The organism is Caballeronia eucalypticola (assembly GCF_047608185.1).
Classification (GTDB): Bacteria; Pseudomonadota; Gammaproteobacteria; order Burkholderiales; family Burkholderiaceae; genus Caballeronia.
This window is the reverse complement of the sequence record NZ_JBLKRU010000056.1, coordinates 15,228-42,144: the sequence shown is the minus strand read 5'-3', so window position 1 is coordinate 42,144 and position 26,917 is coordinate 15,228. Positions and strand designations below refer to the sequence as shown.

The 26,917-nt window shown below is 59.3% G+C and carries 27 protein-coding genes and 2 pseudogenes; 3 read left to right on the top strand and 26 right to left on the bottom strand.

The features are described from left to right. The first annotated feature begins 334 nt into the window (after positions 1 to 334). Positions 335 to 1,705 carry a hypothetical protein gene (locus ACMX25_RS35775; protein WP_414954614.1) on the top strand — a complete coding sequence of 457 codons (1,371 nt, stop codon included), beginning with the start codon at positions 335 to 337 and terminating at the stop codon, positions 1,703 to 1,705. A 284-nt stretch (positions 1,706 to 1,989) separates the two neighbouring features. Here the strand turns inward: ACMX25_RS35775 and ACMX25_RS35770 are convergent, their stop codons facing one another. The 5 genes and pseudogenes from ACMX25_RS35770 to ACMX25_RS35750 all read right to left on the bottom strand — a co-directional run. Then, positions 1,990 to 2,244 (bottom strand): hypothetical protein, encoded by a 255-nt coding sequence (locus tag ACMX25_RS35770; protein WP_414954603.1) that lies wholly within the window; start codon positions 2,242 to 2,244, stop codon positions 1,990 to 1,992. Positions 2,245 to 2,308: 64 nt separating this feature from the next. Continuing rightward, positions 2,309 to 2,578, bottom strand: a complete 270-nt coding sequence (locus ACMX25_RS35765) for a DUF1488 family protein (protein ID WP_414954602.1) — start codon at positions 2,576 to 2,578, stop codon at positions 2,309 to 2,311. A gap of 899 nt (positions 2,579 to 3,477) precedes the next feature. Beyond that, entirely contained in the window at positions 3,478 to 5,418 is a 1,941-nt protein-coding gene (locus ACMX25_RS35760; RefSeq protein WP_414954601.1) for a putative bifunctional diguanylate cyclase/phosphodiesterase, read from the bottom strand. Positions 5,419 to 6,086: 668 nt separating this feature from the next. Further along, on the bottom strand, positions 6,087 to 6,341 hold the full coding sequence (locus ACMX25_RS35755; RefSeq protein ID WP_414954600.1) for a hypothetical protein: 255 nt from the start codon (positions 6,339 to 6,341) through the stop codon (positions 6,087 to 6,089). Between the two features lie 31 nt (positions 6,342 to 6,372). Then, positions 6,373 to 7,136: pseudogene (locus tag ACMX25_RS35750) on the bottom strand (zinc-binding dehydrogenase); the annotation flags it as partial. A 468-nt stretch (positions 7,137 to 7,604) separates the two neighbouring features. Between ACMX25_RS35750 and ACMX25_RS35745 the strand changes: the two are divergent. Together ACMX25_RS35745 and ACMX25_RS35740 are read left to right on the top strand one after the other, a co-directional pair. Next, on the top strand, positions 7,605 to 8,213 hold the full coding sequence (locus ACMX25_RS35745) for a hypothetical protein (protein WP_414954599.1): 609 nt from the start codon (positions 7,605 to 7,607) through the stop codon (positions 8,211 to 8,213). A gap of 100 nt (positions 8,214 to 8,313) precedes the next feature. After that, the gene (locus tag ACMX25_RS35740) at positions 8,314 to 8,508 is read left to right on the top strand and encodes a hypothetical protein (RefSeq protein ID WP_414954598.1); all 195 of its coding nucleotides are present in this window, start codon (positions 8,314 to 8,316) and stop codon (positions 8,506 to 8,508) included. 247 nt (positions 8,509 to 8,755) lie between these two features. Here ACMX25_RS35740 and ACMX25_RS35735 read toward each other — a convergent pair. The 21 genes and pseudogenes from ACMX25_RS35735 to ACMX25_RS35635 form a co-directional block, all read right to left on the bottom strand. Continuing rightward, positions 8,756 to 8,914: pseudogene (locus tag ACMX25_RS35735) on the bottom strand (ABC transporter substrate-binding protein); the annotation flags it as partial. Positions 8,915 to 8,972: 58 nt separating this feature from the next. Beyond that, complete coding sequence (locus ACMX25_RS35730) at positions 8,973 to 9,218, bottom strand: hypothetical protein (RefSeq protein WP_414954597.1); 246 nt, start codon at positions 9,216 to 9,218, stop codon at positions 8,973 to 8,975. Between the two features lie 577 nt (positions 9,219 to 9,795). Continuing rightward, positions 9,796 to 10,122, bottom strand: coding sequence for a TrbM/KikA/MpfK family conjugal transfer protein (locus ACMX25_RS35725; RefSeq protein ID WP_414954596.1), 327 nt, complete (start codon positions 10,120 to 10,122; stop codon positions 9,796 to 9,798). 58 nt (positions 10,123 to 10,180) lie between these two features. Then, positions 10,181 to 10,621, bottom strand: a complete 441-nt coding sequence (locus ACMX25_RS35720; protein ID WP_414954595.1) for a hypothetical protein — start codon at positions 10,619 to 10,621, stop codon at positions 10,181 to 10,183. Next, positions 10,621 to 11,331: a StbB family protein gene (gene stbB / locus ACMX25_RS35715; protein ID WP_414954594.1), complete on the bottom strand. Its 711-nt coding sequence runs from the start codon at positions 11,329 to 11,331 to the stop codon at positions 10,621 to 10,623. The genes ACMX25_RS35720 and stbB overlap by 1 nt, the downstream gene beginning before the upstream one ends. Before the next feature lie 59 nt (positions 11,332 to 11,390). Beyond that, a complete protein-coding gene (locus tag ACMX25_RS35710; protein WP_414954593.1) occupies positions 11,391 to 13,070 on the bottom strand; it encodes an LPD7 domain-containing protein in 1,680 nt (559 codons plus the stop codon). Beyond that, positions 13,067 to 14,854 carry a type IV secretory system conjugative DNA transfer family protein gene (locus tag ACMX25_RS35705; protein WP_414954592.1) on the bottom strand — a complete coding sequence of 596 codons (1,788 nt, stop codon included), beginning with the start codon at positions 14,852 to 14,854 and terminating at the stop codon, positions 13,067 to 13,069. The genes ACMX25_RS35710 and ACMX25_RS35705 overlap by 4 nt, the downstream gene beginning before the upstream one ends. Further along, on the bottom strand, positions 14,851 to 15,213 hold the full coding sequence (locus tag ACMX25_RS35700; protein WP_414954591.1) for a hypothetical protein: 363 nt from the start codon (positions 15,211 to 15,213) through the stop codon (positions 14,851 to 14,853). Before ACMX25_RS35700 ends, ACMX25_RS35705 begins: the two co-directional genes overlap by 4 nt. Positions 15,214 to 15,269: 56 nt before the next feature. Further along, entirely contained in the window at positions 15,270 to 15,560 is a 291-nt protein-coding gene (locus ACMX25_RS35695; protein ID WP_414954590.1) for a hypothetical protein, read from the bottom strand. After that, positions 15,557 to 16,594: a P-type DNA transfer ATPase VirB11 gene (virB11, locus tag ACMX25_RS35690; protein WP_414954589.1), complete on the bottom strand. Its 1,038-nt coding sequence runs from the start codon at positions 16,592 to 16,594 to the stop codon at positions 15,557 to 15,559. The genes ACMX25_RS35695 and virB11 overlap by 4 nt, the downstream gene beginning before the upstream one ends. Positions 16,595 to 16,648: 54 nt before the next feature. Then, positions 16,649 to 17,308 (bottom strand): hypothetical protein, encoded by a 660-nt coding sequence (locus ACMX25_RS35685; RefSeq protein WP_414954588.1) that lies wholly within the window; start codon positions 17,306 to 17,308, stop codon positions 16,649 to 16,651. 11 nt (positions 17,309 to 17,319) lie between these two features. Continuing rightward, positions 17,320 to 18,687: a TraB/TrbI/VirB10 family type IV secretion system protein gene (locus ACMX25_RS35680; protein WP_414954587.1), complete on the bottom strand. Its 1,368-nt coding sequence runs from the start codon at positions 18,685 to 18,687 to the stop codon at positions 17,320 to 17,322. Between the two features lie 18 nt (positions 18,688 to 18,705). Beyond that, the gene (locus ACMX25_RS35675) at positions 18,706 to 19,569 is read right to left on the bottom strand and encodes a TrbG/VirB9 family P-type conjugative transfer protein (RefSeq protein WP_414954613.1); all 864 of its coding nucleotides are present in this window, start codon (positions 19,567 to 19,569) and stop codon (positions 18,706 to 18,708) included. 44 nt (positions 19,570 to 19,613) lie between these two features. After that, positions 19,614 to 20,561, bottom strand: a complete 948-nt coding sequence (locus tag ACMX25_RS35670) for a VirB8 family type IV secretion system protein (RefSeq protein WP_414954586.1) — start codon at positions 20,559 to 20,561, stop codon at positions 19,614 to 19,616. Between the two features lie 243 nt (positions 20,562 to 20,804). Then, on the bottom strand, positions 20,805 to 21,680 hold the full coding sequence (locus tag ACMX25_RS35665) for a TrbL/VirB6 family protein (protein WP_414954612.1): 876 nt from the start codon (positions 21,678 to 21,680) through the stop codon (positions 20,805 to 20,807). A gap of 69 nt (positions 21,681 to 21,749) precedes the next feature. Then, positions 21,750 to 21,995, bottom strand: a complete 246-nt coding sequence (locus ACMX25_RS35660; protein WP_414954585.1) for a hypothetical protein — start codon at positions 21,993 to 21,995, stop codon at positions 21,750 to 21,752. Further along, complete coding sequence (locus ACMX25_RS35655; protein ID WP_414954584.1) at positions 21,985 to 22,776, bottom strand: TrbJ/VirB5 family protein; 792 nt, start codon at positions 22,774 to 22,776, stop codon at positions 21,985 to 21,987. Before ACMX25_RS35655 ends, ACMX25_RS35660 begins: the two co-directional genes overlap by 11 nt. Continuing rightward, positions 22,776 to 25,346 carry a VirB4 family type IV secretion system protein gene (locus tag ACMX25_RS35650; RefSeq protein WP_414954583.1) on the bottom strand — a complete coding sequence of 857 codons (2,571 nt, stop codon included), beginning with the start codon at positions 25,344 to 25,346 and terminating at the stop codon, positions 22,776 to 22,778. Before ACMX25_RS35650 ends, ACMX25_RS35655 begins: the two co-directional genes overlap by 1 nt. Further along, a complete protein-coding gene (locus tag ACMX25_RS35645; RefSeq protein ID WP_414954582.1) occupies positions 25,343 to 25,780 on the bottom strand; it encodes a VirB3 family type IV secretion system protein in 438 nt (145 codons plus the stop codon). Before ACMX25_RS35645 ends, ACMX25_RS35650 begins: the two co-directional genes overlap by 4 nt. A gap of 7 nt (positions 25,781 to 25,787) precedes the next feature. After that, positions 25,788 to 26,000, bottom strand: a complete 213-nt coding sequence (locus ACMX25_RS35640; RefSeq protein ID WP_404615466.1) for a hypothetical protein — start codon at positions 25,998 to 26,000, stop codon at positions 25,788 to 25,790. A 203-nt stretch (positions 26,001 to 26,203) separates the two neighbouring features. After that, positions 26,204 to 26,869, bottom strand: coding sequence for a lytic transglycosylase domain-containing protein (locus ACMX25_RS35635; RefSeq protein ID WP_414954581.1), 666 nt, complete (start codon positions 26,867 to 26,869; stop codon positions 26,204 to 26,206). Positions 26,870 to 26,917 lie beyond the last annotated feature (48 nt).

The window sequence follows — 26,917 nt, the reverse complement described above, 5'->3', positions numbered from 1 at the left end:
GACGAGCACGGCCTGGCGAGCGGGCCCTACGATTACATCGCTTGTGATACGTCACATGGTCGAAATGAGCCCATGAATCTTCCGCCCGTCTTACCGAGTACATCACCGATCTCATCCTGAAACGCCTCGCGCACATCGGCAAGATTTTGGCATCTCCGAATTCTTTAAATTCATGCTGCCCTTCGATCCAGACATACAGATCGCCGAGAGGAGGATAGTCAGCGTCGGTCGCGATTACGAGAACGGGTCATTTCCTGTGCGGCAAGTCCGATGTCAGTACGCCCTCGCCTATAATGCTAAAACTGATAGTGATTTCGCGGAGGAGCCCTACTTTATGAGTCAAACACACGGGCGATACTCGGGACCTCGAGACAAAGGGCAGCGCCAATCGCGCCAACCTTCGAACACGACGTCCCACCGACCAAACAAGCCGTACGTAAAAGCTTCATCTGCGCGGGACCCGGCCCAGACGGCATCCATTTTCAAAACGCGTTCGTTTAAGTTGTTGGTAGATGCAGTGGGCGCAGAGAACATCGCGCTGGGCCTCGATTCCAACTTAACACGCGTGGCTGAGCTGCTAAACGGCGAGAGATTCACGCCCGAGACGGCCTTTCATATCGAAACGACGCTTGGGCTACAGGATGGATTTTTCGATCAGCCCAATCCAGTCCTCGCGCCTGAGCTAATTACTCGCTTAAAGTCACCACTTGATTTCATTAACGCGAACGCTGAACCGGAATCTGCATACGAGCACGTATTGAAGCCAGCGCCTGCCACACAGGTGAATCACCACCCTGCCCTTACCGATAGTTTGCCCAGAGAACCAGAGATGCCAAAGAAGACAAATGTCGTGTCGCCAAGGGCTGTCGCGAAAAGCCACCCTACGGCTACAAAGCCTGCCACGGCAATCCCACCCCAACCGACGCCTGCGAAAGTTAAAGCGTCCTCTAAATCGGGGGTTCAGCAGGCATTGCCTCTGAACGACGTCGCAGCGTTGGAAAAAATTCGTCGCGCCAATCTGCACGTGCTGACGGCTCGCAAAGGATCGAAGGTTCGGCTCGGCGTAGTAATGGACATCAGCGCCTCCAACATGGCCAATCGTTACTACGGACAGAAACGTATAGACGATGTCGAAGCAAACCGGTTTACCGAACGCCTTGGTTTGCCTGCTGGCTGGCTGGACATTCCGCGCACCGTAACGGACATCCCCGAGTCGGTGTCGGATTTGCTCGCCGATCCGTCCTCTTCTCCTGCATCCGCTCAGCAGCAGACGCTACCCGCGAGTGCGCTACCATCAACAGCCGCGAAGAAGCCTAAAGTTACAAAGACAACAGCTGCAGGTGCTCGACTCGCCTTCTCCCCTGATGCGGACGGCACAGACGGTCCAACAGACCTTGCCGCCCAGACGCCTGCGGTCATTGGGCAGCAAGGTCAAACGGTCCCGCCGGCGGACGATCCGTCGATTCGGAAACCTGCCAATGACGATGTTTCGATCCCCGCCGCCTATCAGCAGCTGGCGCCGGCCTCCGTCGCGCAGGTCATCATGGAACCGAGCGCTTTCAATTCAGCAACAAGCCTGGACAATTTGCTAGGCATTGCACCGATCGCAGAGGCGCTGATAAAGACACTCGCAGGTAAAGCACGTACCGGTCGCCTGGACGAAATGAAAGCCCTGGAACTACTGCAAAAAATCGTGTCGCTCTGATTAGAAATGACGCGGCAAGTGCCGTCACCGTTCGCACATTCGGTAGGCTCCCCGTTTTTTCAGCTACTGACTGCCAACTCTGCCTCGCTTCAAAGCGCATGAATCGGTCGATGAAATTTCCAGAGGAGAACGGTCGTCGTCCTTCCGTCGAGAGGCTTGGGTGCCAGGTTGCCCTTGACTCGCTGCGCTGCAGGCATCATGCGTGCGCGCGGTGGCGCATGTCTGATCGCTGGCAGGGGTAAGAAAGGATTCGGAAAGCGTCTGGGCAAGGCGCAGCTACTCTGCTATCGAGGACGGCCGTCGCCGACGACAAGCAAGTCGAACGCTTCTCGCGCGTCTTTAAGCTCCTGCATCGCAGCCGAGAAACGAGCTAGTTCCAGGAGCGACGGCTGCTGAGCGCCGTGCTCGGAATAGCGGCGCCCTAATGCGGCGGACGCCGCCTGCACCTCACGCGCTGCTCCGGCTACTCGTTCAAGTGCCTGAGCTTCCGGCGAGCGCCCACGTTCAGCCTTCGGCTCTTCGCGTTCTAAAGGGGCCATTGCACCTTGAAATAGTTGTCCACGAAAATTATCGGCAACACGTCAGTAACAGAAGACAGGACGACTATCGCTCGAAGTCACTGGCCGTCAGTTTCAAAGATTCCGTCTTGGCGAGCATTGCCCTGCGCACGGCCAACGCAAGGATGCGGTTGCGTCCATCTGCGAATGCCTTGAGCATACAAGCTTCGTTGGCGTCCGGCGGCAGCCAAAAGAACTGTTCCAGTGCATCTCGCGTCAGCCAACAACGAACTTCTCGACCGCCGACGAAAACCGGAAACACGAGTGCGGTCCCATCGGCTGTGAGCAAAATTTCGGAAACGCTAGTTGTGTCCATCTTGCATCCCTGCTTCATTCGCTGAAAAGCCGGCCCCACGGAAGTGAGTCCATTTTGACCTCGCGGCGTCGAATTTTAAAAAGAAAACCCGCTGCTTCGCCATTCGATGAGAAGCATATTGTTCGTCCATACAGCGCATTTTGCCATTAATGCCGCGCCTGTGAGCTTCCAGGGGATGCATCTCACCGTTAGCGCGGGAGGGATTTCGCTCGGGTACGATAAGAACTGTCGGGGCTGGATCGACGGAGACGCGATTGAACCGACAAAAGCTAGGCGCCCGGGCAAATCTAACCGATGACCGGATCCCGCAGCTGGATAGCAATTCTACGAAGCGATACCGGGAGCGCGTGAAAACAGTTATCGGCTATCGGGCTGGCGCAGTTGGCCCGCTTGACGAGTTGGAAGCTGATGAGGAAAGGCGCAGCGAAATACTGCAGGATGTCGCGCACGCGTACTTGGACGTGTTACCGGCGTAGCTGCGTCAAATGTTCTCGCCGTCAATGAAATGTTCTCACGGCTACGGCAGGGGTTTCAGACACTTCTGTCCAGGACTTCTGCCGACCAACGAACGTGCCCGCTTGGCCGTTGTCGGAATCTGAGCATGACGAAAATATCGCCGGACGATGGACGCTCATCCCAATCGCGTTCACTGATCAGACAGCCATTGTTCGACCAGCTCTCGACTTCGTTCAGGACTCTTTGCGCAAGAGGCAGAGCACATGGATCGGTGCCAACACCGTGCACACTCAGATCCTTGACTAACTAAAATCCAGGGTTACGGTGAGGCGAAGAAGCCGCCCGAAGCATATAAACTGGTTCCAGTTTCTCGCCGCGCGCCGTTGTTAGACCATGGGGCAACCGATGGTTGTCTTCGCGATAACCATAAGTCCCGGTGTCGTTTATAAAACACCAGCGTGGTTCGGCGCTAGAAGCAGACCGGAGCTATGCCCAGTCGTCGATAAGGCTAAAGACACCGGAACGTACATCAACCAACGTTCAAACTCTTCGGTCGGGAGCGGCGCACAGAAGCGTTGCCCCTGCCCGATCAAACATCCATGCGAGACCAACCAGCGCGCTTGATCCCACGTCTCAACACCTTCTGCTACGATCGTTAACTGCATCGCGTGTGCCATTGCGATCATTGCCGTAACGATAGACTGCCCGATTTCTGTGGCGGGCAATCCCTTGATTAACGAATGATCGATTTTGATTCGATCGACCTTAAGCGTGTGTAAGTAAGATAAATTTGAATACCCGGTCCCGAACGCATCTACAGCGACACCCACGCCGAGCTCTGCCAGCCGCTCAAATGTAGACCGAGCATCGCCGTCGTTATTCAGCAATGCACTCTCCGTCACTTCAAATACCAGTTGTGAAGGCTCGATCTGGAAACTTGTGATTAAGCCTCGTACGTCTTCCAGAAATTCGGGTCGGCGCAGTTGCGGGACCGAGACATTAATCGAGATTTGTACTCTAGTATTGTGGACGGCACGCCAGCGCGCCACATCCGTGCATGCTAGACGCATGACAGCCATGCCCAGTTCCCCGATTAATCCCAGCTCCTCTGCGATCGGCATGAACAATTCGGGCGAAACGTGGCCAAGGTCCGTGTCATACCATCGCACGAGAGCTTCGACCGCGACAAGCTTGCCGTTTGACATATCAACCTGTGGTTGATAGTGCACTTTGAGGTCTTTCTGGATCGCAGCTCGCAGGCTGCGCGCGATTCGATATTTTATCGCAGAGGCCTGTGCCATTTGCTCGTCATAAAACATAGCGGTCCCCTTTCTACTATGTTTAGCCCGATACATTGCCGCGTCCGCGCGAGTGATTAACGACGTGGCGTCTACTGCGTTCTCTGGAAACACACTGATGCCAACGCTTGCGCCAAGCTTAAGTCGTGTACCGTCGATAGACACGTCGCGTGACATATCGCTGATGATCTTCGTCGCAATGAATGAAAGGTCTTTAGCCGACGCGACCTGTACTGCTGCGACGAATTCATCCCCGCCATACCGACAAATGAGTCCACCCTGCTCCGAAATTCGCATCAACCGCCCTGAAAGACGCGTGAGAACGCGGTCCCCGGTCTTATGACCCAGCGAATCATTGATTACTTTGAAATTGTCCAAGTCAATAAATATGATGCCAACAACGGTGGTTTTCCCAGTGCAGGCGCGCAGCAAGCGATCCAGGCTCGCGATAAATGTTGTTCGATTCAACAACCCAGTGAGCGCGTCGAGCTCGGACAGCGCCTTCAATTGACGAGTTTTATCGGCAAGACGGGTTGATGCATCGTGCGCAAACTTTCCAATAAATAGCGGGTAAAACACCATCATTGGAAGCATCGCTAGCGTCGAATATGGTTCGGTCACCCCTGTTACGTGGCCGCCAAATAGACCGATACCGACAATTGCACCCAGAGCGCTCGCAATACATCCCCAAAACATCCGTCGTATGCCACCAACAGCGATGCTGTTCATTGCAACGGACAGCAAAACGATCATCGATGGAACAAGTCGAAAATTTAATAGCGCGACGACGGCGCCCGCGAAGATTGAATCAATCAATAGATTGCGGCGCTCGGCGCTCACCGGATCCATAGATCGTCGAGCGACCATGTAGGCTAGGTGGGGCCATAGCAATAAAGCCATCGCAAAGCCGATCAGTGGCAGGGTTATTGCGCGATCGGACATTGCAATCGGCGTTGCGCTGAGCAATCCTGCAGTTGCGCCGAATATACGGATGCGATAGGTTCCGGCAGCGAAGCGCAACCCCGACCGATGTGCAATTGCCGCTGACGTTAGTATTCCCAAAGATCCGACCTTACCTTTCGCCAATGTTTCGCTCCTCAGCTAACCTGAACACTCGCTTTCTCGACGGGACGCTTGAGCGTGCGATTCCAGTGCTTGATACAGTAAACGGTTCCTTTTAGCAAATCTTTAATTTCTCCGATTCCCGTAGGACCCGAGGAGTGTCAGGAAAGCCGTTATTCTGCAGGGGCGTTCAGCTGAAAGCGGGAGTGGTCACCGTCGAGGAACGTTTCGACGTGCACCGGCGCGGGTCTTTTGACGCGCCATCTTCCCCACCGTTTACCGGGTTAGCGATGGAAGCTGGCGCACCGTCTGTTTGCTGGACTCTTGTCAGATGAACAGGAGTCGTTTTACTTCGCCAACGAAATGCGGATTGCATTGACAGGCGCGTTGTCTGCGTGGCTGAGCCACCTGGCCCCGGTGTCGCTAAGATTGACTGGACCCGCGCAAATATTTAATGAGCAAGATCGCCGCCGCGGGTACATGCACAACGCCAAATCCGACAACGACCGCTAGCCATCTAGGCGAGGACAGACCGGGTATCCACCAGCTCACGGCGCCACACGCACACCCGACGACGATCAGCACGACGTGAGCGACAGTTCGATGCGTCGTCCCTTTCGTGAACCTCGGAATTTCGGCATGGGCATAGCAAACAGCGACAACCAGCAAAGCGGCAATAATGAGCGACCCGGTCATCGCCTTTTCGAGCTGTCGAGAGGAAACGCAGCTGATAGCCACTCTTTGCCGCGCGTCGTGATTTCCTGATAGCGGTCATCATCAGCACATCGTCGAGCAAGCGGATACTTGCCGCTTAGCAGGAACTTCGCGACTGCAGTGTCTGTTACGCAATATCGACCTTGCGACATTTGTCGCATGATGGGGACCGCGGCGAGCATCACCGTGGCGGAAAACGGCGTTTGCACATGTGGCTTTTCGAGGATCTGCATTTTTGTCTCCTGTTTCATCCAACCCCGACGCTCAACCGTTCACCCGCTTGACTTTGAGCCAGCCCGGTTGTCTCGCATCGAACGCTTTATACGCATCGAGCACGTTCATCATCGGCTCACGGTTTGTCAGGACGGATAGCGGGTCGAACGAGCCGTTGCGCACTTTTTCGACCAGTTGCGGAATGACCGAGCGATTGTTGCGATTACCCATCTTGATCACGAGGTTCTTGTTCATGGCCGGGCCCATCGGAAAAAACCGGTCATTGGGCGGATAGACGCCGATTACGCCCAGCGTGCCGGCCTTTGCAAGGGCCGCCACGGCCCAGTTGAGCATCTGGGTAGGTGCGTTGCCGGGTACCCAGTTGGGGCCGTCCTCGTGCCGCTCCGGCGTAATCTCGCGGCTTTCAGACTCCGCCTGCTTTTTCTCGTCTGCCGAAGCGGCTGGCCCGCTGTCCGGATGTTGCGCATCCACACCGACTGCATTGATCACCCGATCCACACCGATGCCGCCTGTCAGCGCCATGATCGCATCGACGGGATCCTTGGCACCGAGCGAGCGCGCGCTGTCGAGCCTGTCCTGTAGGCGGTCCACTGCGATCACGCGTCCTGCGCCCATCTGAATGCGCTCGCGCTGGCGAACTGTCCCACCGGGCCGGCTCCGAAGATGGCTACCGTATCCCCGAGAGAAACCGTCGCCAGCTGCGCGCCGAGAAAGCTGGTCGGTCGGGTATCGGACATGAGGATCGCGCGGTCGCCGTCGATACTGTCGGGCAGCTTGATTAGGCGCCCATTGCTTGCCTTCAAAGTGCCAAAAATACTATCGATAACATATTGACGTCTGGTTTCTGGCTACGCGCGACGGAAAAAAGCGCCGCGGCCTCGCTGAGAAAGTCGGCCTCATTTCGGGCGATTTTCTCATAGCACTGATTGAGCGGTCGAAGCGCAGCCCGTTTCGACCAGCGTGCGTATCTGCGGTGACACCTGCTTTCCGCGTGACCCCTAAACGAATTGGACGCCTGTCTAAAAAATGTCACTGCTGCCGAGCTGCGATTCGTAACCTGATCTACTTGATTTTTTACACAATTTTTCTGCATGTAATAGATGGTAATAAATCGAGCGTACGGTCTTCGTAAAGACGGGAGCACGTTTGCCGATAACCCCTTTAGTTGGGGACCTCTAACGGTTCTAAAGCGGGAGATTTCAGCGGTTTAAGGTGATAAAGCTTGAAACCATTCTAATAACCAGAAAAAGTCGGGGGAAGATATGAAGCGTGTTGTATTCGCCGCAACTGGCTTGGCGCTGGCATCAATGATCAGCGGTTGCATGACCAACGAGCAAGGTCAGACCGTTCTTGATCCTGATAAGGTCAATACATTCGTCAGCACTGTTCTCACGCCTGGACAGCAGGCAAAAGATGATGGAGACGCCGATGACGACAAGCAAGGCTACACCCCAGCCGCAAACGATCAGGCCGTCGCCAACGCTCAGCCAACTGACGTCGTAGTGCAGAACGGCGATACCTACGTGATGGCGACGGATGCGTCGGGTCACCGTCGTCGCGTGTTCTATGGTCACGGAGACATGCGAGCGCAGGTGGTGACGCGGCATGCACAGTTGCAGCAAGTGATCGCTCACAACGGCGGTGCGCTGCCGAACCATGCTATATCCGCAACTCATACGGTTGCAACCAATTCGCGAACCGCGCAAGCGACCGCCCGCGCGCCGAGCGGTGCTTCGGCTCGCGTGCCGGTCGGAAGCGCCGTTGCTTCCGGACAACATGCTAGCGGCGCCACTGCAGCGAAGGCGGCAGCCGTGCAACCAGCAAAGACGCCCGCCGCACCTGCAAAGAAAGACCCAAAGAAAACGACCTGATTGCTTTGCGCAGAACCGTTAGCGATAGGCGCAAAGAACGTGACCATCGAAGTCGCTGACATTTTCCACCAACTTTTAAAAATTTTACGAGAAGAAGAACATGAAGAAGATCGCCTTGCTCATCGCTATTGCAGCCAGTTCACTTGCGTTTGTGCCGACAGCTAATGCACAGCTTCAGCATCGCGAAGAGGTGCGTCATGAACGCGCTGAGCAACATCATGAAGCTGTCGAACACCGCGAAGTACGTGATCACAAAATGTCCGAAGTACGCCGCGACGAACGTCGCCGTCCGTAATTCGAGATAAAGCGCAGCGCTCAGCGGCGGCCGAGAGGACATATCTCGTTCGCCGCATCGTTTTTATCTGATGTTATTCCTCTCGCACGCTGCATCGACTTGAACATCTCGTGACCAAGTACGCGAGTACTCTCCGTTCGCAATTGGCGTCGTTGCATTAATCCGGTCGTCGCAGATAGATCCGAAAATCGCCGAATGCTTTCCACGAGAGTCGAACGGATGCGTTCGATGGCACGGTCTGCGCATTTTATTTGCCATACACGTCGAAGTCGAAGTAACGCGCTTCGAACTTCTTGTAGGAGCCGTCGGCGAGCAAACCGGCAAAGGCTGTGTTCAATGCGTCACGGAGATCGGAATCGCCTCTGCGAATACCGGCAGCATCGCCATCACCCATGATCGTCGCGTCCACCCACGAATTACTATATGCAAGTTCAGTGCAATCGTCTTCCCATGAAAGGCTGGCGCTAGTCAGCGCCGAATTCGACCCCGAGTAGCGCCTGGTAGTCGCCCTCGTTCGCGTTACGGATCGCTCGGCATAGGCGAGTGATCGGCCCATTCTGGCGGATATCGGCGATCGAAGCGACAGCATCGAGCGAGAGCGTTTCCATGATGATGGGATTATCCAATTCCAGCACCTCAATGTTAAAGCGCCAAATCAGCACTCCGCCCAGTGATGTTTCGCTAGAGTAAGCGGTTAGGCGCGCCAGCATTTTTCCTCCGTAATCTAACCGAGGCGGGAATTTACCACGGCAGAACCGCGATGGACATTATGTGGACATTCTGCGGGAGTGCGGCTGTATAGGAAGCGCTAATCTGGTGGGCGGCGAGATAGTGTCACTCGGAACCGAACTCGACCCCTATGAAGGACTCGTAGTCACTCGCTTTCGCGTCACGGATTGCTCGGCACAGTCGATAGAGGGCTCCATCTTTTTCTCTGTCAGCAATAAGGAGGATGGATCGCACTCGCAAGGTTTCGACGACGGCCCGGTCTCTATTTATAAGCTCGCTTTCAAAGGACCAAGTTGGCGATTCGCTTTTGTAGTCGAGTGAACATTTAATCAGGCGAGCGCGTTGGTATCTCTCGAGATGAGTGAGCAATTTAGCAAGTGTGAACGCCACGGATGAAAGCGACAGGTACCCCATTCCAGTATCTGAATGTTAAACCCCCAAATCAGCATCCGACCCTGTGGGTTTCGCTGAGTAAGCGACTAGGTGCGCCAGCTTTTTTGAAAGGGCTCTGGCGTTCGAGGGTGAATAAGTGTGCGAAAACGTGAGAGCAATTGCCGGTCACGGACCGGATTGCACGTTTCCATACCTGTCGTTGACGCCTTTCTTTGTTCCGGATCCGACGCTCTGACACTGGTCCGCAAAATCGCTACGGGCATTCGCCGTGCCTGTCTCATCGAAATGACCGTGATGAAATTTCACGATGGAAAAGTAATCCGTCATATAGTTTTTGCAGTCCCCGCCAGCACTGCCACCGGCGATCAGGCCGGCGAGACACAGCACCGCACCACACGCCGACGGATTGTCATCCGCGTGCGCCGTGGTCGGTGCAATCGATGCAGCGGCGATGACTGCCGCTGTTGTCGTAATCGCAAGATATGCTTTCATGATTCATGCGTCCATGTGTGTGCCAAGGGTTGTCCCACACGCTGTGGCCATGTTCGTCTCAGTGCGCCAGCACCACGACTACGATGACGGCGAGTGCTGCCGACAGCAGCGCCGTACCGATACCCCACAGCGCTATCTCCCCGCGGGTCAGTGACGGTCGCGCGAGAGGCTCGTGCAGGATCTGCCGGATGTCGGCCAGGCTGCGATCATGGGCCGCGTCGTACTGGCGGATTGCAATCTCGCCCAGCAACTGCTCACGCGCCTCGCCAAACTGTCGGGCCTTGTCCAGCACACCAGCCGTGCTGTCCCGAAAGTCAGCCAGAAACTGGTCGGTGCGCGCAGCGAGCCGCAGCACCGCGAGGTCGCTACTATCCTTGAACTGATCGCCCGCCTGCTGCAGCGCAGTGCGCAGTTCACCGACGTCGCGGCGCAGCAGCGACAGTTCGCCGAGCACCGCGCCGATCAGTTCCTCGCGGATCGAATCGTCCGGAGCGCCCATCAATGCACCAGCATTTTGAAGACTGCGTCCAGTTCGGACGCAGCCCGGTTCGCCAGACGCTTCAGAGCGACCATCTGCCGTATGTAGGCCCGCTGACTATCGGGTGCGCCTTCTTCCATCGCTTTGGCGTTCCAGGCGACGTAATCTGTTGGGTCGTCGCGGAGCTCGATAATCGACTTGTCGAATGGCTTGATCTTTTCGAAAATCGGATTCTCGTAGATGACGGCTTCGCTGTTCAGCACGAAACCACCTTTTCTCTCGTGATGGTCGAATATCCGCATGAACGCCTTGCGAAGGTCGGACTTCGTGTTGACCGTGTTGAACAGCAGACGGATTCTTTCAGGCGGCACGCCAAGGTCGCGCAGCTCGTCGAGCGTCGCGATCGTGTCGACCTGCTGCTTCGTAATTGGCACGGTCGGCACCACGAAACGATCAAAGTCCTCATGAGAACCATCGTACCGTTGCATCAGGCTGATGAAATCCTCGACGTTCGATGCGCCCACGTCGACCACGACGTTATTGAGCATCATCATCTGTTCCTGCAGTTCGTCGAACTGCGCGCCCCGAAGGGCTCCACACTTTTCGCGATCGTCAGAGTTGATCGACTCGATCGCGATGACTTCCGCCCCGTCCAGACGCGGGGCGAGAAGATGACGCGCAACGGTGCTCTTGCCAACGTTGCCCGAGAAATTGATGACTGCGATTTTCATGGTATGCCTCTCCGTTGATAATCAGGGCGGTTGCGCCGCTGTCGCGAACACGCATTACGTTAGGGTTCGAGTTCGAGCGTCGGCGAGTCATGCCCTGCCTCATGCCCTACCTCATGCGTTGGCTGATCCGATGTCTGTTCTCGCGGCTCCGATGCCCGGTCCTGCCCAGCGCGCTCGCGCTCGATCTGCTCGCGTACCGCCTCGATCGTCGCCTCGCTCACTTGAGGCATCGGCACGTCGAGCGGCCGATTAGCAGCGCGCGCCGCGGCCACGACGCTTTCGAACTCCCCCATCAGGGTCTCCTGCTGCTGCTCCGGGAGGTTTTTGATCTCGTCACGCAGCACCTCGCGCGCTGCCTGCGCCTTGATCCGCTCGCGTGCTGCATCGAGCGTCGCTTGCTGCTCCTTCGAGAATTTCCACTCGCCTTTCAGAAACCGTTCGCGAACCTCGACGATCCGCCGGCGCTCGTCGGCTTCCCGCCGTGCGCTGGCAAGCGCTTCGCGCTGCTCACGCGTGGGCAGGCCCGGTACATCGGGTGAGGACACAAACCACTCGTTGCGCCGGCTCGTGAGCGTCTTCGGCGCGAGCTCCTTGCCCTTTTTATCGAACTGGCGCTGCTGGGCCGTCACGCTGCGGCTGCCACCCTTCTCCAGTTCGATCTGCTGGCCCGTCTGCACGCCGCTCGCGGCGATCGCGCGCTCGAGGTCCAGTCCCCAGACGGTGCGCTCACCCTCTTGCGTACGTACGGTCGCGTAGTAGCTATCGTTCTGCTTTTCATCGTGGTTGAAAGGAGCGGGCCCGTGCGCCACCAGCACCCCAGCCGTGACACCGGCCGGTGTTGGCGTGTCCTGAATGGGGCTGGCCGTGGCCGGCGTGGCTGACGACGGTTGCGTCGCGGGCGTCCGGCCTCCGCCTTCGGGCGCGGCGCTTTCACGCCCCGCGGTGCCCGTTTTCGTCGACTCTGGCGAAGCGGGTTGCTTTTGCGCTGCTGCGTCCGCGGGCTCCATCTCATTCGTGCGCGCCTTGTCCGCATCATTCGATCGCTCGCCTGCCCCCTTGCCTGCCCCAATACGCATGGCCTCGCGCGCGGCGGTCAGTGCGGCGCGGTCCTGCGCTTTGGGTTTGAATCCACGTGTCGGCACGCCAGCGAGCTCTGTCGCGATCCACGCCTGCCGACGGAATTCCTCGGTGCCCTTGAGCTGCAGCTCACCCCAGTTCTTCGCCTTCGCGACTTCGACCATGTGCGCGATCACGTCGCGGTCCTCACTGGCCGTCGACAGCGAGCGGCCCTTGTCCTCAAAGTGCACCGTCTCGCTCTTACGATCGAGAAACTTGCCTTCATGCATCACATACAGGGTGCTGACCGACTTCGGCACGTCGTAGCCTGTCTTTTCGAAGATTGGCTTCGGCCGAATGGTGTTTTCAGTCTGCACGCCAGTGCTCCCGAGCGGCTTGCCTGCGCCGGCGGCCGGCTTCACCGCTTCGTCGGTCGCTGTGTTGGTCGACGAGTCGCGTTTCATCAGCGCCTCGACCTTCTCGCGGTCCGCCGCCCGGATTTTTCTCAACCGCTCTTGCGTCGCGCTGTCGACACGGGACTCGCGATTACCCGGCGACGTGCCAGCGTCCGGCTCGTTCGCTGGCGGCGTCGACCGGGCACGTATCGCCGACGCATCGTCGGCATTGGCCGCGCCACGCTCGCGGTAATCGATCAGGTCGGTGGGAAATTCGATCTCGTTCATACGGTGGCTCCTTGCGGTTCAGGTTGGGACGGGGCGACTGAGGTTTGCGCGCCCGCGGTCGGCTCAGCGGCGGCAGCCGCGTCCGGCAGGATTTCGCGCAGATAAGGCATCAGTTGGAAGAGCGACGTGCGGATGCTGTGACGGTTGGCGAAGTGAGCAGGCGCAAGCACGCCGATCTCGTGCTCGCGCACATCGCGCGCGGGACTGCCTGACTGCCTGGTCGCATCCGCGGCGGCCCGCTGCGCACGGCGTGCGGCGTTCTGCATCTGCCACCACTGCTCGACGTCGATCTTTGGCACGGGTGCGCAGAGCTCGCGCGCGACGAACGCAGCGTGTTTCATCTGCTGTTCGTCCGGAAACTGTGGGGCGAAGCCAAACCACGCGCGCCGGCGGTTGGTCCTCTCCAGCTTCGCCATCACCCCTTGCAGGTAGGGGCTTTGCCGCACGAGCCGGTCGACGAGCTCTGCGTCTTCATAGAAAAACGCCTTGTCGCACAGGATCGGCTCACACCCCTCCATCGTGATGATCTGTTTGTTGTGCTTGAGCGCCCGCAGCTCCTGCGGCAGCATCAAAGGTCTGCCGTGCTCCGACTCGTTGGTGCTCGTCGACGAACTGCGGCCGCGGCTGCGGCTACGCGAGCGCGCCATGTGCGTGAAGGTACCCAGCATCTTCGAATACTCTTCCGATTCCTTTACCGTACGCGGTGCATACAGGCTGCGCATCTTGCAGTTGATCGCGAGCGTTTCGGTGCCGTGCTTTCCGTACAACTTCGGATCCTCGAGCTGGGACATGCCCTGGAAGATCAGCATCAGTCTGAGGTTGTAGCCTGCGATGAACGGGTTGGCCGTATCGATGATGTCGATCTTGCCGGGCGCTGCAAACTCGTCGAGCACCAACGCGCATTGGTATTTCAGATCCGAATTCTCGGCGGGGAGCTCGCGCGTGTTCAGGTCGATCAGCTGCGAGAAGAAGAGATTAACCAGCAGCGCGCCGGCCTTCAGATCGCCTGGCTTGATACCGACATAGATCGACATGCGTTTTTTGCGCACATCGGCCAGATCGAAGTCCGAGCGGCTGGTTGCCGCGTCGACAACCGGATTGGTAAAGACGTTCAACGGTGCGGTCATCGTAGATACGATGTTCGCGAAGGCCTCCTTCGACTGCGACAAGAAGCGGTTCAGCGCATCGAGACATTCAAAGGTGAGCGCTGGGAGCCCATCGGTCGCGTGAGTTGCATTGGCACGGGTGCTGACGATCGACGAGATATGTTCACGGACAGTCCGCCCCTTGCCGGAGGCCTGCCGCAACACCTCGCCGAACGTGCACGGCAGTGACGGCGTTTCCAGCAGGTACAGAACGATCCCGATGAACAAGTTGCGGGCGTTGTCGTTCCAGTATTTCAGCTTCGCATCGACATTGGACGGATACAGGTGCTCGCCGATCGTCATCACGTCGCCCACGCGCGTGTAGGCTGCGCGGTGCTGGATGTATTCAAGGGGGTTGTACGCGTGCGAGCGGCCGTCTTCCGAAAACGGCGCCCACAGATAGGTCTCGTGACCGCACGCCCGTCGATAGCCCGACGTGTACAGGAAGTTCTCTTCCTTGATGTCCTCGACCACCACCGAATCGGGATAGGTGAGAAGATTGGGGATCACGAGTGAGGTGCCCTTGCCGGAGCGGGTGCCGGCGGCGGCCATCAGGAAATCCTGGCCGTAGTACCTCAGGTAGTCGCCCTTGTACTTGCCGACGATGAACGGCGGATACAGCTGTTGTGAAGTCGTCATGAATGTTTTTTCTCCAGCAGGCCTGCTTTCACGATGTCGCTGCGGGTTGCGAACCGGGCCTCGCCAAACTGCGCGAGGCGCTTGCGTCCCGATACGAGTGCCATCGTGATCACGACCACTGGCAGGCCGGTGATGACCACCGACAGCAACGTGCACACCTTGAGCGCGCGCACAACCGCAGGCACGTCGCCGTAGGCATGCCAGTAGTCGTACAGCGTGAACACGCCCACGCTGTCCTGTGGCAGCTTCTGCATCTTCCCGAAAAGCTCGCCGGCGGCGAACTGGCCGAGTAACGCGAATCCGCACAGGATCAGCAGAAAGACGACAACGGGGATCAGAATGCGAAGTGATTTCGGCATAGTCGGTCCTCAGTAGGTGGCCACGTCGATAGCGGCCTGAAATTTCAGATGCGTTGTCAAGCCGCCATCTCCTGTTGTTGCAGGTGCGCGGTCAGGTCGCGATGAAGGCGCATCGCGTCGCGCACGTTGTCGAAGGGTCCGTGGAACTGGTTGGCGTTCGCCGCTGTGCAGCGGTTGATCGGCTCCCAAAGCAGGTAGCGCCACTGGTCGTAGACCGAATACCGCGCGATGGACCAGCCCGACGGGTGCACCATGGCGAATTCACCCGACGGCCGCCATTTGCAGGCCGCTTCGCCAACAACCGCCATGGCCGGTTCGCTGACTTCGCCTGTCTCTGCCGCGCTCATGAGACACAGCCCAGCAACTGCGCCTTGCCGATCGGGTCGTACCAGATCTCGGCGAGCCGTTTGTTGCGCATGAAAAGGACGAGATCAACCGTTACGCGCACCTGTTCCATGATGAATCGCCAGTCGAGTGTCTGGCCGACCACGCTCTGCTTGATCAGCGTCGCAATGCGCGACGGTGCCGAGCGCGCATCGTTGCAATGGACGGTCGTGATACCGCCGGGCGTCCCCGTATTGAGCAGCGTCAAGTAGTCCCACGTCTCATCCCCACGCAGCTCGGCGAGAAACACGCGGTCAAACTTCATGCGCAGGGTGGAGCGCACCAGTTCCTTCGCCGGCAGCGTGTCACTGAAGAACATGTGCACGCGGTTCGGGTGGTTCGGCAGTGACAGCTCCGGCGTGTCCTCGATCGTGCCAATGCGCTCATCGGACGGCACGAGATCCGAGAGCGCCTTGTTCAGCGTGGTCTTGCCGGAGCCGGTGCCGCCGGCGAGCACGATGTTGAGTCGGTTCGCGACAGCCAGGTCGAGCATGCGGGTCACATCACGGCGCTCTTTCGCCTCCAGCATCTGGAGTTCAAACTGCTGCAGGTCGAGTGCCGCCGGCATGTCACGGCGTGGCGACACGTCGCGATAGCCGCCGAACCAGCCGTTGCGCTCGTATTCGGCGACGGAGAAGCGCACTTCTGACGGGATGCGAATCGTGATGGAAATGGTGTCCTGCTCGCACGCCGGCTGCATCAACACGTGCCCGCGCTGCCCCTCGGGCAGCACCACAGGGTGAATTGGCTCCTTCGTCGAGAACTTGCCGCCCTTCATCACCGTCAGCGCGTTGGCGAGCTTGAAGCACGCATCGAGCGAGCAGGCCGATGCATCGTGCCGTCGCCATCCGGCACTGCCCTGCGTCCAGATTTCACCGGGACGGTTGATCGCGACCTCGGTGAGACTACCGTCGAAGAAGCTTGAGATGCCCATCTGCTTGAGGAAACTGCGGGCGATCGTGCCCTTCTCGATCACATCGATTGCGACTTCACTCATGAGTACTCCTTTCTGGTTTAGCGTCACATCCGTTCATCAAAGTGCCGTGCAGGATCAGCGAGGCGTGGTGCCCGTATCCTGTGGCTCGATCTGCACGGACACGCGATACGGGCGTCGATCGTCCGGCACGCTGCTGGCCAACTCGCGGAGCGTTTGCGCCGGCGACGTGGAAACCACGGTCGCGCTGAGAGGTGCGGCCGGCCGGGTCAATTTCCAGGCCGCAGCGCCGATCGCTACTGCACAGAGCCCTGCTGCAAGCAGGACGCGTGATGTGCGCGGCGGCTGGCGATCGTGAATTGGTGGAATGCTGATGCCCCGACGGTTAGTTGCGTGCGGTTCCATTGCGTTATCGGCGGCGTGATTGACTGGTTCATCGAGCAACGGCAACGCGCTGTCGCCCCATTCCGAGATCGTCAGCCCGGTACGCGCTCCGACATTGCGCAGCAGGTTGCGCCGCAGCGGCGCTGACATGTCGTCGATCCGGCACCCGTCGAGGGTCATGCAATCCTCGAACGCGTGTTCGTCGGCGATCTGACGCAGTGGCAAGGCCTCGGGAACCACACGCGCACGCCGTGCATCGACCCGTTCGGCCAACTGTCGGATCGTGTTGCCGTAGAAACAGAAACGCAGGGCGTCGCGCAGCTTCGTCTCGAACATGTCGCGATCGAGACCATGCAGCGGGAAATCGTCCGGGTAAGTGATCTTCAGGTTCATGGGTCCGCTCCTCATTGCTGCCCGTTCTGGCCTACCGTGTTGCCCTGCGTGTCGACGTTCTCGTACACGCCGCTCAGGTCGATGTCGCGCGCCACAAAGATGTTGATTACCGAGCCCTGGTTCGAGTAAGCCGTCGGCGGGATGTTGATGGTGTTACGCAGCGTCTCTGCGGCCACGTCCTGCGTAGCGTTCGAACTGTTGGAGAACGTGATCGTCTGGCCCGAGCCGGTCGCCTTGTTCGCCAGCGCCTGGCCGAAGTCGCCGATCAGGCTCACCATCAGCGCGCCCTTGAACCGCTGCCAGAAGTGCTCGTCGACGTAGGCCGGAATGCCGGCGGCGCCGAGCGGATCGGTTGCGGGCGAGTTCAGCGGAATATGCACGTCGCCGTCGTCGATCTCGTCCCAGATCGCGCCGATCACACCCTGCCCCTGCAGCACCGCATCGCGCTGCTCGCCCTTTGCCATCGCACCCTTGCGAACGAGCAGCGTCGTGCCATCGTCGGACCATACGTCCTGCGCGATCGGGCATCCGATCAGGCCTGGCCGGTCGGTACGGATCGCCGTCGCCTGTCCACACCGGATCATCGTGTTGCGGCTGAGCAGGTAGTGACGGTTCGGCCGGAACGAGGCTTGCATCGGCTGCAGCTTCGATGGCTGCAACGACTGGTCGATCGACGAGCCCTTGCTGTCGCCCGCGTCCGCCTTGCTCGCTGAGGCGGATGCACCGCCTGCACTGCCGCCGCGCAGCGCTGACAGGCCCATCGACTTCGCCAGACCGGCCAGACCACCGGCATCGTGGTCGACGGCTCCAGTGCTGCCGCCGCTTGTGCTGCCATCGCTGCCGCCGGCGGTTTCATTCGCTGCCACAGGACCATCATCGCTCTGGCCGGAATCGTTGTTGCCTTCATTGCCCCCACCCGCGACGAGCACGCTGCCCTGCAGGCGGCGCTCGGCTGGCGTGAGCGGCCGCGGCTGGTTGCTCACGGCCACCGCCTGTCTGTTTGTCGCGCTACCCGGCTGCGATGCCGCGCCGGCCGGCGTCGCAAGCCGGGAATTCGCCGCGGCCTCCGACGCCGCACGAGCCTGCTCGGCCTCCGCGCGCTTGATACGATCCTTCTGCGTCTCCAGGTCCCCACTGGCGTCACTCGCGCCGCTGTCCTTCGGTTTGTTCAGCGCCGCCTGCTTCGCGTCCTGATGCTGCTGGAACAGACGCTGCAGATAGATCGTGACCCCCGATGCACCTAGCGCGATCACAGCGAGCGCGACCAGTACCAGACGCAGCTTGCCCACGCGCGTCTTCCTACGGCCCGGCAGGTCGAGCGAAGGCTGGGGGCCGATGTCGGGCGATGCCACATGCTCCATTTCGTTTCGTTCAGTCATGCCCTGTTCGCTCCCTGATCAGTTCGCCGATGCGTCGGCATGGTCGCGCTCGATGCGCGCGCTGCCCGGTACCGACGAGCCGGCGCGGTTGTAACGGCCATCGGGCGAATAGCCATCGTTGCGAATACCCAGTACCGACTGGCCGTAGCGGATGACAAACGACTTCGACACTTCGTGCACGACGACCGTGTCGCCTTCCATATGGAAGTTCGCCGTCGCCTCGCCACCGTCCGGAAGCTTCGTGAAGATCGTCGGCAGGTCACGCGCGGTCGCGTACTTGAAGTACGTGAAGCGGCCGTCATCCCACAACGCGGTCGGCGCCAGTGCGCGATCGCCTCGCATCATGTATTGGGTATTGGCCGCTGGAGTCGATGCGAGAGGGGCGGTTTTCGCTGAACCCAGACTGTTCGCGATCGATGCCGGAATCGCCAGCCCATTAGCCCGCTGACCGCCCAGCGCCGCGCTCACCGCGTCCAGACGGCGCTGCTGCGCGGTTGCCGCTTTCGCACGCGTGTCCGGATAGTCGAAACGCAGCATCCATGTCGCCGGCTGCGCGGCCGACACGTCGACAAGTGACAGCGAATAGGTGCGCCGGTTGGTGACGAGCACGAGATTGGTTTCCGGCTGCAGCGCACCCGGTTTGAGCAACGCCCCGCTGTCGTTGATGGCCACGTGCCACGCCTTGGCGTCGCCTATCCCCTCACCGCTGTCAATGATGTGTTCACCAGGTTCGAACTGGATCATCACCACGCGCCCCGCCATCGTCGACACCCGGTACGCCTGGTTAGGGTCATAGGTTGCGCATTGAATATGCGGGTCCGAACCGCAGCTGTGCGGCGTCTCCAGTGCTCGCGCGGGCGAGACCGCGGCCGCCACACCCATCGCAATGGCCGTGAGCCGGACAAAAGCTCCCAGGCGTCGCGCTTTCATGACGCACCGCCGGTGGCCGCTGGCGACGACGCGTCTGCCGGTGCGCGGCTCCAGTCGCGCGTGACCTCATAGCTTGTGCAGCGAAAGCCGTCCGGGTCGATATCCTGCTGATCCTTCTTTTCCGGCACATCCACGCGCTCAAATGCGACTGTCGCAATCCAGTACGCCGGATCCGGTCTTTTTGCGGCCGGATTGAGCGGAATCAGCTGCCGCGAAAAGAACACCTGTGCGGTCGAACCCACGAACGTGATCGAACCGACCCGTGCGATGACGCGTGCCTGATCCTTCAGCAGCTTCAGCGGCCCAGCCGGCCCCCGCACGAGCGCGTCGTAAGCTTCTTTCTCATGATCGTCGCTCATGAACATCACTGCGGCGTGCGTGTCCGAAATCGTCTCCCAGTCGTAGCTTTCCCGAAGTTCGACGTAGGTGTGCAGGTCGTGCCGGTCGGTCTTCTCGGAGAAGGTCACATGGCCGCTGGCCGTCGTCGGCAGCACGTCCACCTTGCCGGTCGACGAATCCACGCGCAGCACAGCGGGTGGATTGGGACGTTTTAGGAGTCCTAAAGCTCCGATGCCAGAAACGGCGGCCAGAGCAACAACTGCCGAGAGAACCGAGCGCCGGTCCGCAATACGGGCCTTCTCTTCAGCGGCTTCGACCTTCGATTTCTCGAACGCCTGCGCCTGAGTCAGATACCAGCTGATCGCATCACGCTTGTGCGCCTCAACGTTACCGACATGAGCGGCCGCCTGGTCTGCCGTCGACGCCTTGCCGATCTGGCGGCGGTTTCGCGCGGGCGAAGCCGCTGCAAACCACTGTCTGATTGTTGATGTCATCGTGATCCTCATTTCGGTTCCGTGCGACTGGCCTGTTGCGCCGTTGGCTGATTGACCGGTACCCACTGTCCGGTCGGCTCTGGCGGCTTCGGCGGCGAACTGCATCCCCATAGAACTGTCAGCACGAGCACGACACTTGCTACACGTTTCATGTTCTGTTTCTCCTGCTCAGCCGCCGCGTGAACCACGCAGCGGCACTGCGTATTCCCTGAGACAAAAAGGTGAAAGCGCCCTACCATCAGGTGCGACTGCCCATCAGCAGAAAAGCTTGATCGACACCATGGCGCCAATGGTGGCTACAACCGCAGCCAGCAACCACCATCGGGCAAGCTTGACCAGAAACACGTGCATGATTTACCTCGCTTCACGAAGGCTTCCGCCAGTTTGTGATGCCGATCCGCCACCGAATTTACCCATCGAGGCGGCAAGCCTCGCTACGTTGCCGAGCTTGCCAACCATCGTCGATATTCCAACGCCCCCAGCGAGCGATGACGCCAGCCCCGGCAAGTTAAGGGAGATGACCCAGAAAGCCAGACCCATGATGTCAAGGTAAATAACCTGCGCCAGGGACGGCGACCCGTTCTGCGGAACGATGCTCATCGCAAAGTTGACTTCGAGGGAGCAGGCAGCGGCGAACAGTGTGACGAGAAATACATAGTTCATGCATTGCCCAACCCAGTTCCAGAAAAACTGACGCGACGGGGGAAAGAGCGCGGCCGAGATAAACAAGGGCCCAAGAGCCAGCAGAATTCCAAGTGCGAATTTGGCGAGAATGATGTAGGCAATCGCTATCGCCATGAACGGACCGCCGAAAATGATCATCAGCGCAATCGTCCAGACCGCCGCAATCACCTTGAGTCCCGACGCCTGCGTGTAGATCGACTGCGCTGCGTTGATATAGGCGTTCAACAGGTTATCCAGGCCGGAAACCGGATTGTTCCCGTTGGTGAGCGCACCGGCGAGTTGTTCGCCTAATCCGTTGAAAAACGGCACGACGTAATCGCTGTAAAACTGGATGTTCATACCGCACGTGAGAATGAGCGCCCAGGTCGCCATACGCATCAGGAAGTCATTGACAGGTTCATCGTTTCGTCCCTGCCAATACGTCCACAGAATGAGCAGCACATAGATGCTGAAACAGGTAGCCATCAGTGGTGAAATCAGCGAAATGATGCGAGTTGACCCGCTGGTGATGGTGTTCAACACGTTCTGGTCAAACGCTGTTGTCATCGCCGAAAAAAGCTGGATGTCTGCCACGGATGCCTCCCGGTGGTTTAAAAAGGCGCTTGCGACATGGGCTTACTTCAGCCCCGCCGCTTTCGCTTCGGCATCGTCACTTGCAGCATTGATGCCCTTCGCCTTTCGCTCAGCGGCCAGCTTCTCCGGCGTCACTCCCAGGAACGCGGCATCGAAAGCCAGCTCCTTCTTCTGCTCCGCTTCTTCCTGCAGGTTGTGTTGATGACGATCCCATGCGAGGTATCCGAGGTAGCCTGCGATAGCGATCAGCAATGCGATTGCCGTCGGGATAAGAGCCTTATTGACCATTGGTTTTCCCCAGGAAAGCGTTGTCGAATTCGCGGTCGCGCTGCTCTTGAGCAAGCTTCAGTTCCGCCTGCTGAAGCTGCGCGGTAACCTGTAGGCGCGTCTGGTCGTTCGTGACCATCGCCTCTTCGGCGGCCATGCGGTTCTGCAAATCCGCCTTCTGCGCCGGATCCTGCGTGAGGTTGGACCGCTGCATCAGCGCCTGGATATTGTTCAGCCGTGCCATCGTCGCGCTGTACGCCTGCTCGTTCATCGCCTTGTTCGTCGCGAGCGTGTCGTAATAGCGCTGCTGCCCAGCCGTGCTCGCGCCGGTCATGCCTTCCTGTTGCTCAATCATGCGCATCGATGAGCTCACGCCGCTGAGGCCCCCGCTTTTCGCCTGGTTGTAGACGTCCTGCCACTGTTCTGGCAGGTAGTTCCGCAGCGAGGCGTCGTTCATGATGTTGCCGAAACTGCTGTTGCCGGTCAGCGCCTGATACTGGGCCTCCTGATTCTGGATCTGCTGAAACAGTTGCTGGACCTGCACCATCTGTTGCGCGAGCTCGGCCGGCGAAATCGTCGGTACGCCCTGCGCCTGTGCCTGCGAGAACGTGCAGGCACACAGGAGCGCCATGAGAGAGCTTCGGGGCCGCAGCCACTGCGACCGGAACGTGAGACTCTTGCCGTAGCGCGGTGAGCGCTCGCGCAGCGTCAGGCGAAGCTCGGCGAGCGCCGGATCGACAGTGCGGGGTATGGCTAGATAGACAGTAGTGCTGTTCATCATTTCCTCTTTAGTCGCAGACATCACGCAAGAACTTCGTCGTCGGCCGGCTCGTGCGACGGCGGGTAGATAACGGCGAGCTCGGCCCGCTTGCGCTCCAGGCCGCGCTGCAGCTCGCCGTTCCACAGACGCTCGTCGGCACCGTATTTCGCCGACAGACGCGCGCGCAGCTTGCGCTCGAACACACGTTCCAGATAAACGGGCAGCCAGACGTCCGGATCGTCGCCGAGCTCGGCGCGCACCGCATCGCAGATCAGCACGTTTTCGCGATCGCCAGAGAACACCGCGATCGCGTCATCGAGCCCGCTTAGGTCGAAGCTGGCGAACGCGGACTGGTTGCCCTGCTTGATCAGAAAACGGCGTGACTGCGGTGCAAGTTTCCTGAATTCCTGGAATTCCTTGCTCGTCATGCCGTCGCGCCGATAAGGCTCTTCCTCGGCGGCCGGGTCGGCGAGCCACATCTTGGTGGCAATGAGGCTGCGCAACGCGGGAAAGAGGTCCGCCGCGCGTTGCGCCTGCTCCGGCTGCTGCGTGATCAGACACATGAACTCGCCTTCCTTGCGGCCGCTGGCGAGCGTCTCCTCGATCTGCTCGCGTATCGTACGAAAACGGATCGGCAGCCAGTATTCTTCGATCACCGTCTGCATGAGACGGCCTTCGCGGCGCATCAGCTTCTTCAGATGAAAGAGGTAGGCGAACGCCGGCTCGAACGGCTCATAGTTTTCGACGAGAAAAGCCTCGACGTCGAAGCCAATCCAGCGCTGCTCGCTCATGTTCAGTGACAGGTTCGGCGGATTGTCAAACACCCACCCGAAGCGGCCGTTCTCCGCTCTGCACCAGATCGACAGCCGCGCACGCAGGCAATCGTCGCCTTCGTCTGGAATGCTGTCCAGCAACAGGCTGAAGCGGCGCAGCCGCACATCCTCGATGCCCATGATGGCGTCGGCAGCATTGCGACACTGGATCTTCTCCGCAGCGCTCAGATCGATCTTGACCGGTTTGCCCTGGTGATCGATGCCATTCTTGCGGCCGCACAATTCGACCAGCCCGTACAGGAACTCGCGGTTGTCGGGCGTATCGGCGAGCTCAAATGGCGCCCAGCCGGTTGGCTTTCCCTTTTCCAGGTAGACGTACGCGCCGCGCATCGCCCGAATGAACACTTCCCAGCCGCGCCCTTTGTCGAGCACATACAGCTGCGGGTTGAAGCGCGACAGCATGCCGCTCATGGCGGCCTGGAGCGACGACTTTCCGGTACCCGTCGTTCCCTTGGCCTCGAGATGTCCGGCCATCTTCTCCGCAACGTTGATGTCGCCCAGCCGGGTCGCATGATAGTTGCCGTGGTACACACTGCCTGCCGCCGTGCGGAACGGGATGATGGCCGAGCCGTCGCCGATCGGATTACCCCCGGCCTTGCCTGTTGAATAGTCGTGACACGCGTGCATCGCCGCGAAGTTGCGCGACGACTGCGCCTTGGGCCGCGGCTTCACCTTCGCACCCGGAACCTGCGAGAAGTACGTAAAGGGAGCCGAGCCGGTTGCCAGCGCCCATCCGACGCTGCATTCATTTTGCGAGCGCGAAGCGAACAGGTTTCCGTTATCCAGCGCCTGCTTCGCCGTTTCGCCATAAATCACGGCTGCGCCGTGGTACTCGCCGAACGACAGTTCCCCCGTATTCACATACCCCTGCGCGTCGCGGAGTTCTTTTACCTGATGCTTCGCCTTGTCGGCGGCTGACTCCAGCTTGTTGATCGCCGAGTCGATCGACCGGTTGGCTTCGAAACCGGTCATGCAGTTAAACGTTTGCGTGACCGTGAATTCGATCGGCAACGAAAGCAGCGGATTCAACTGGCCCCAACCCGGTTTGTCCGGAAAGCCGCGGAGGTCGTAACAGGTGGCAAACTGACGGGGGGCAGGCACAGCCTGACCCCGGATTGCGACTGTGTTATAGCCGAAATGCAGATAGCTCGAAGAAATAACGTCGGTGCCCGGCTCCGCAGTCACCGGCAGATCACCGGGCGTCGCATTGATCAGGTCGCTCACGAAGCCGTACAGTTTCGAGAACAGCATCTTCGTGCCGTTCATGTGCGTGCGCTCGTACACCTCGAGCAGCTCGGACTCATAGTCGGAGAACTGCAGCAGCGCCTGCTGTGCGAGCGATTCAATCTCCTTCAGCCCGTCGTCAAAATCGTCATACTTCAGGATCAGCGACAGGTAGTACCGGTTCTCGTAGAAGTTACCTTCGTTGAACGGCTGGATGTACGCCTTCGCGAACCATTGCATGAAGCGGTTGTTGAAGCGGTACACCCGGTCGAACGTGACGCGCCGGCGCGTAAAAGTCGCACAGTAACCCAGGCGCCCGCCAAGGTCGCGCCCGAGTTTGCTGTACGTTTCGGTGTCGCGGTCGAACATGCGTTCGATCGCGCTGTTTTCGTGCACTTCGAAGGGCACACCGCACTTGGCGAGCGTCACCATGAAGCGGTTACCCTCGAGGTGCTGCACGTGGCGCGTGACCGGATGACCGAACTTCGGGATCCAGTCCTCCACGGCGCCGATCACGCCAAGGATCTCGCTGAAGACAAGGGATTTGCCTTTCATAACTGCTCCGTTTCGAGCTCGCGCAGTCGGCGTTCGCCATTGACCAACGGTTTGAAGAAGTCGCGGTATACGCGGCGTTGCCGGCCGTATCTAAGGGGAGCGAGCGTTGCCGTGTTTCCAAAGCGGGGTGCTGCGCGCCCAGCGTTCACCCGCGCCCGGATGCGCAACTGCCAGAAGTAGAAGCGGCAGCGCAGTTCCAGCCACATGATCCGCAGGCCTTGATCATCGGTTTCACACACGTGCTTGAAGTACAGCAGCACCGGAGAGCCGAGAAAGACGAACAGCAGCCCGCCCGGCCCGACGAAAAACGAGATCAACACGCCGACAAACATCGAGGCGACGACAACCACCAGCATTGCCATGTAAGGGATGCCCCATATGGCGGCCGTGCGGCCGAGGCCATTGAATCCGGGGTAGCGGGTTTTTTCTGACATGACGTGCTCAGCTGAACATGTTCCACAGATACGGCGCGAGCACGCCGACCACCGAGCCCACCACCGCCACCTTGCCGCACATCGTCACAAACTCGCTCCAGTGCGCGCGATCGGCCCAGCACTCCGCGCCCTTCCACATCAGTACGCATGCTGCGACCACACCGAGGAACGCATAGAGCCAGATCTTGAAGGTGGTCGCGCCCTGTGTTGCTGAGTCCAACCCTCCACCCGCGAATGCGAGTTCGGGGCCGATTGCGATGCCCAAGGCTATCGGTTGGCGTACGCGGGTTGCGATTCTTTGTACTGGCATGCGATATGCATCACCACTCAGTTGTACTAATTGGATGAATGTGAGCTTCGTATTGCGATGCATGGCTTCTCCTTTCAGGCGGTTGAGATCACGCTACGTCATCGCGGATCAGGTTAGTTACAGTCGTCCTCGCAAGCGGAGTCGCCGAATGCGTCCCATGATGGATGAGTCTGATTGCGGATGTCAGGTGCTGCGTCGTCGCGCGGACCGCCTGACCTATGTGCGACGACAGGCTTGATGTGAGCCGGGCCACCGCCCCGCGGCCGGTCCATCGCGACGGGAATGGCCGGCACGACGTCGACCGGGCTATCGGCCGGCAAGGCGTTGGCCAACACGCGCTGCACATAGCTGCTTCCACCATAATCAGGCCTGAAGCCGCGCGTGAAATTGCCGCTGTAGTAGCAACTGATGGCCGCACGCAGGGCCGAATCCCCAACGCCCATCGTAGTTGCCGCACGCGCGTAACAATCTCGCAGAATCTCCGCACCTGCCTGGAGATTTGCGCAAAGGTCAAATGCGGTTTGAAAGTTAAGGCCGTATCGAGACAGGTTGGACTTGTTGACCTGCCCGAGCCCAACGCTGAAATTGATGCCCTGAGCGTCGAGTGCTCTGGCTGTCGCGATCGCTTCCGAGCGGTTGCGGGGCTGACGCTGGAGCCGACCACCAACCACGCCAATCGCATACGGATTGAAGGCCGACTCCGTCCTCACGAGCGCTTGCAGCGTCGTTGGATGGACGTGAGGAGCACATTGTTGAGATAGGGCAATGAAATCAATCATGGATTTCACCGTCTCTACCGCTACCGGACTGCGCATTCTGGAACGATA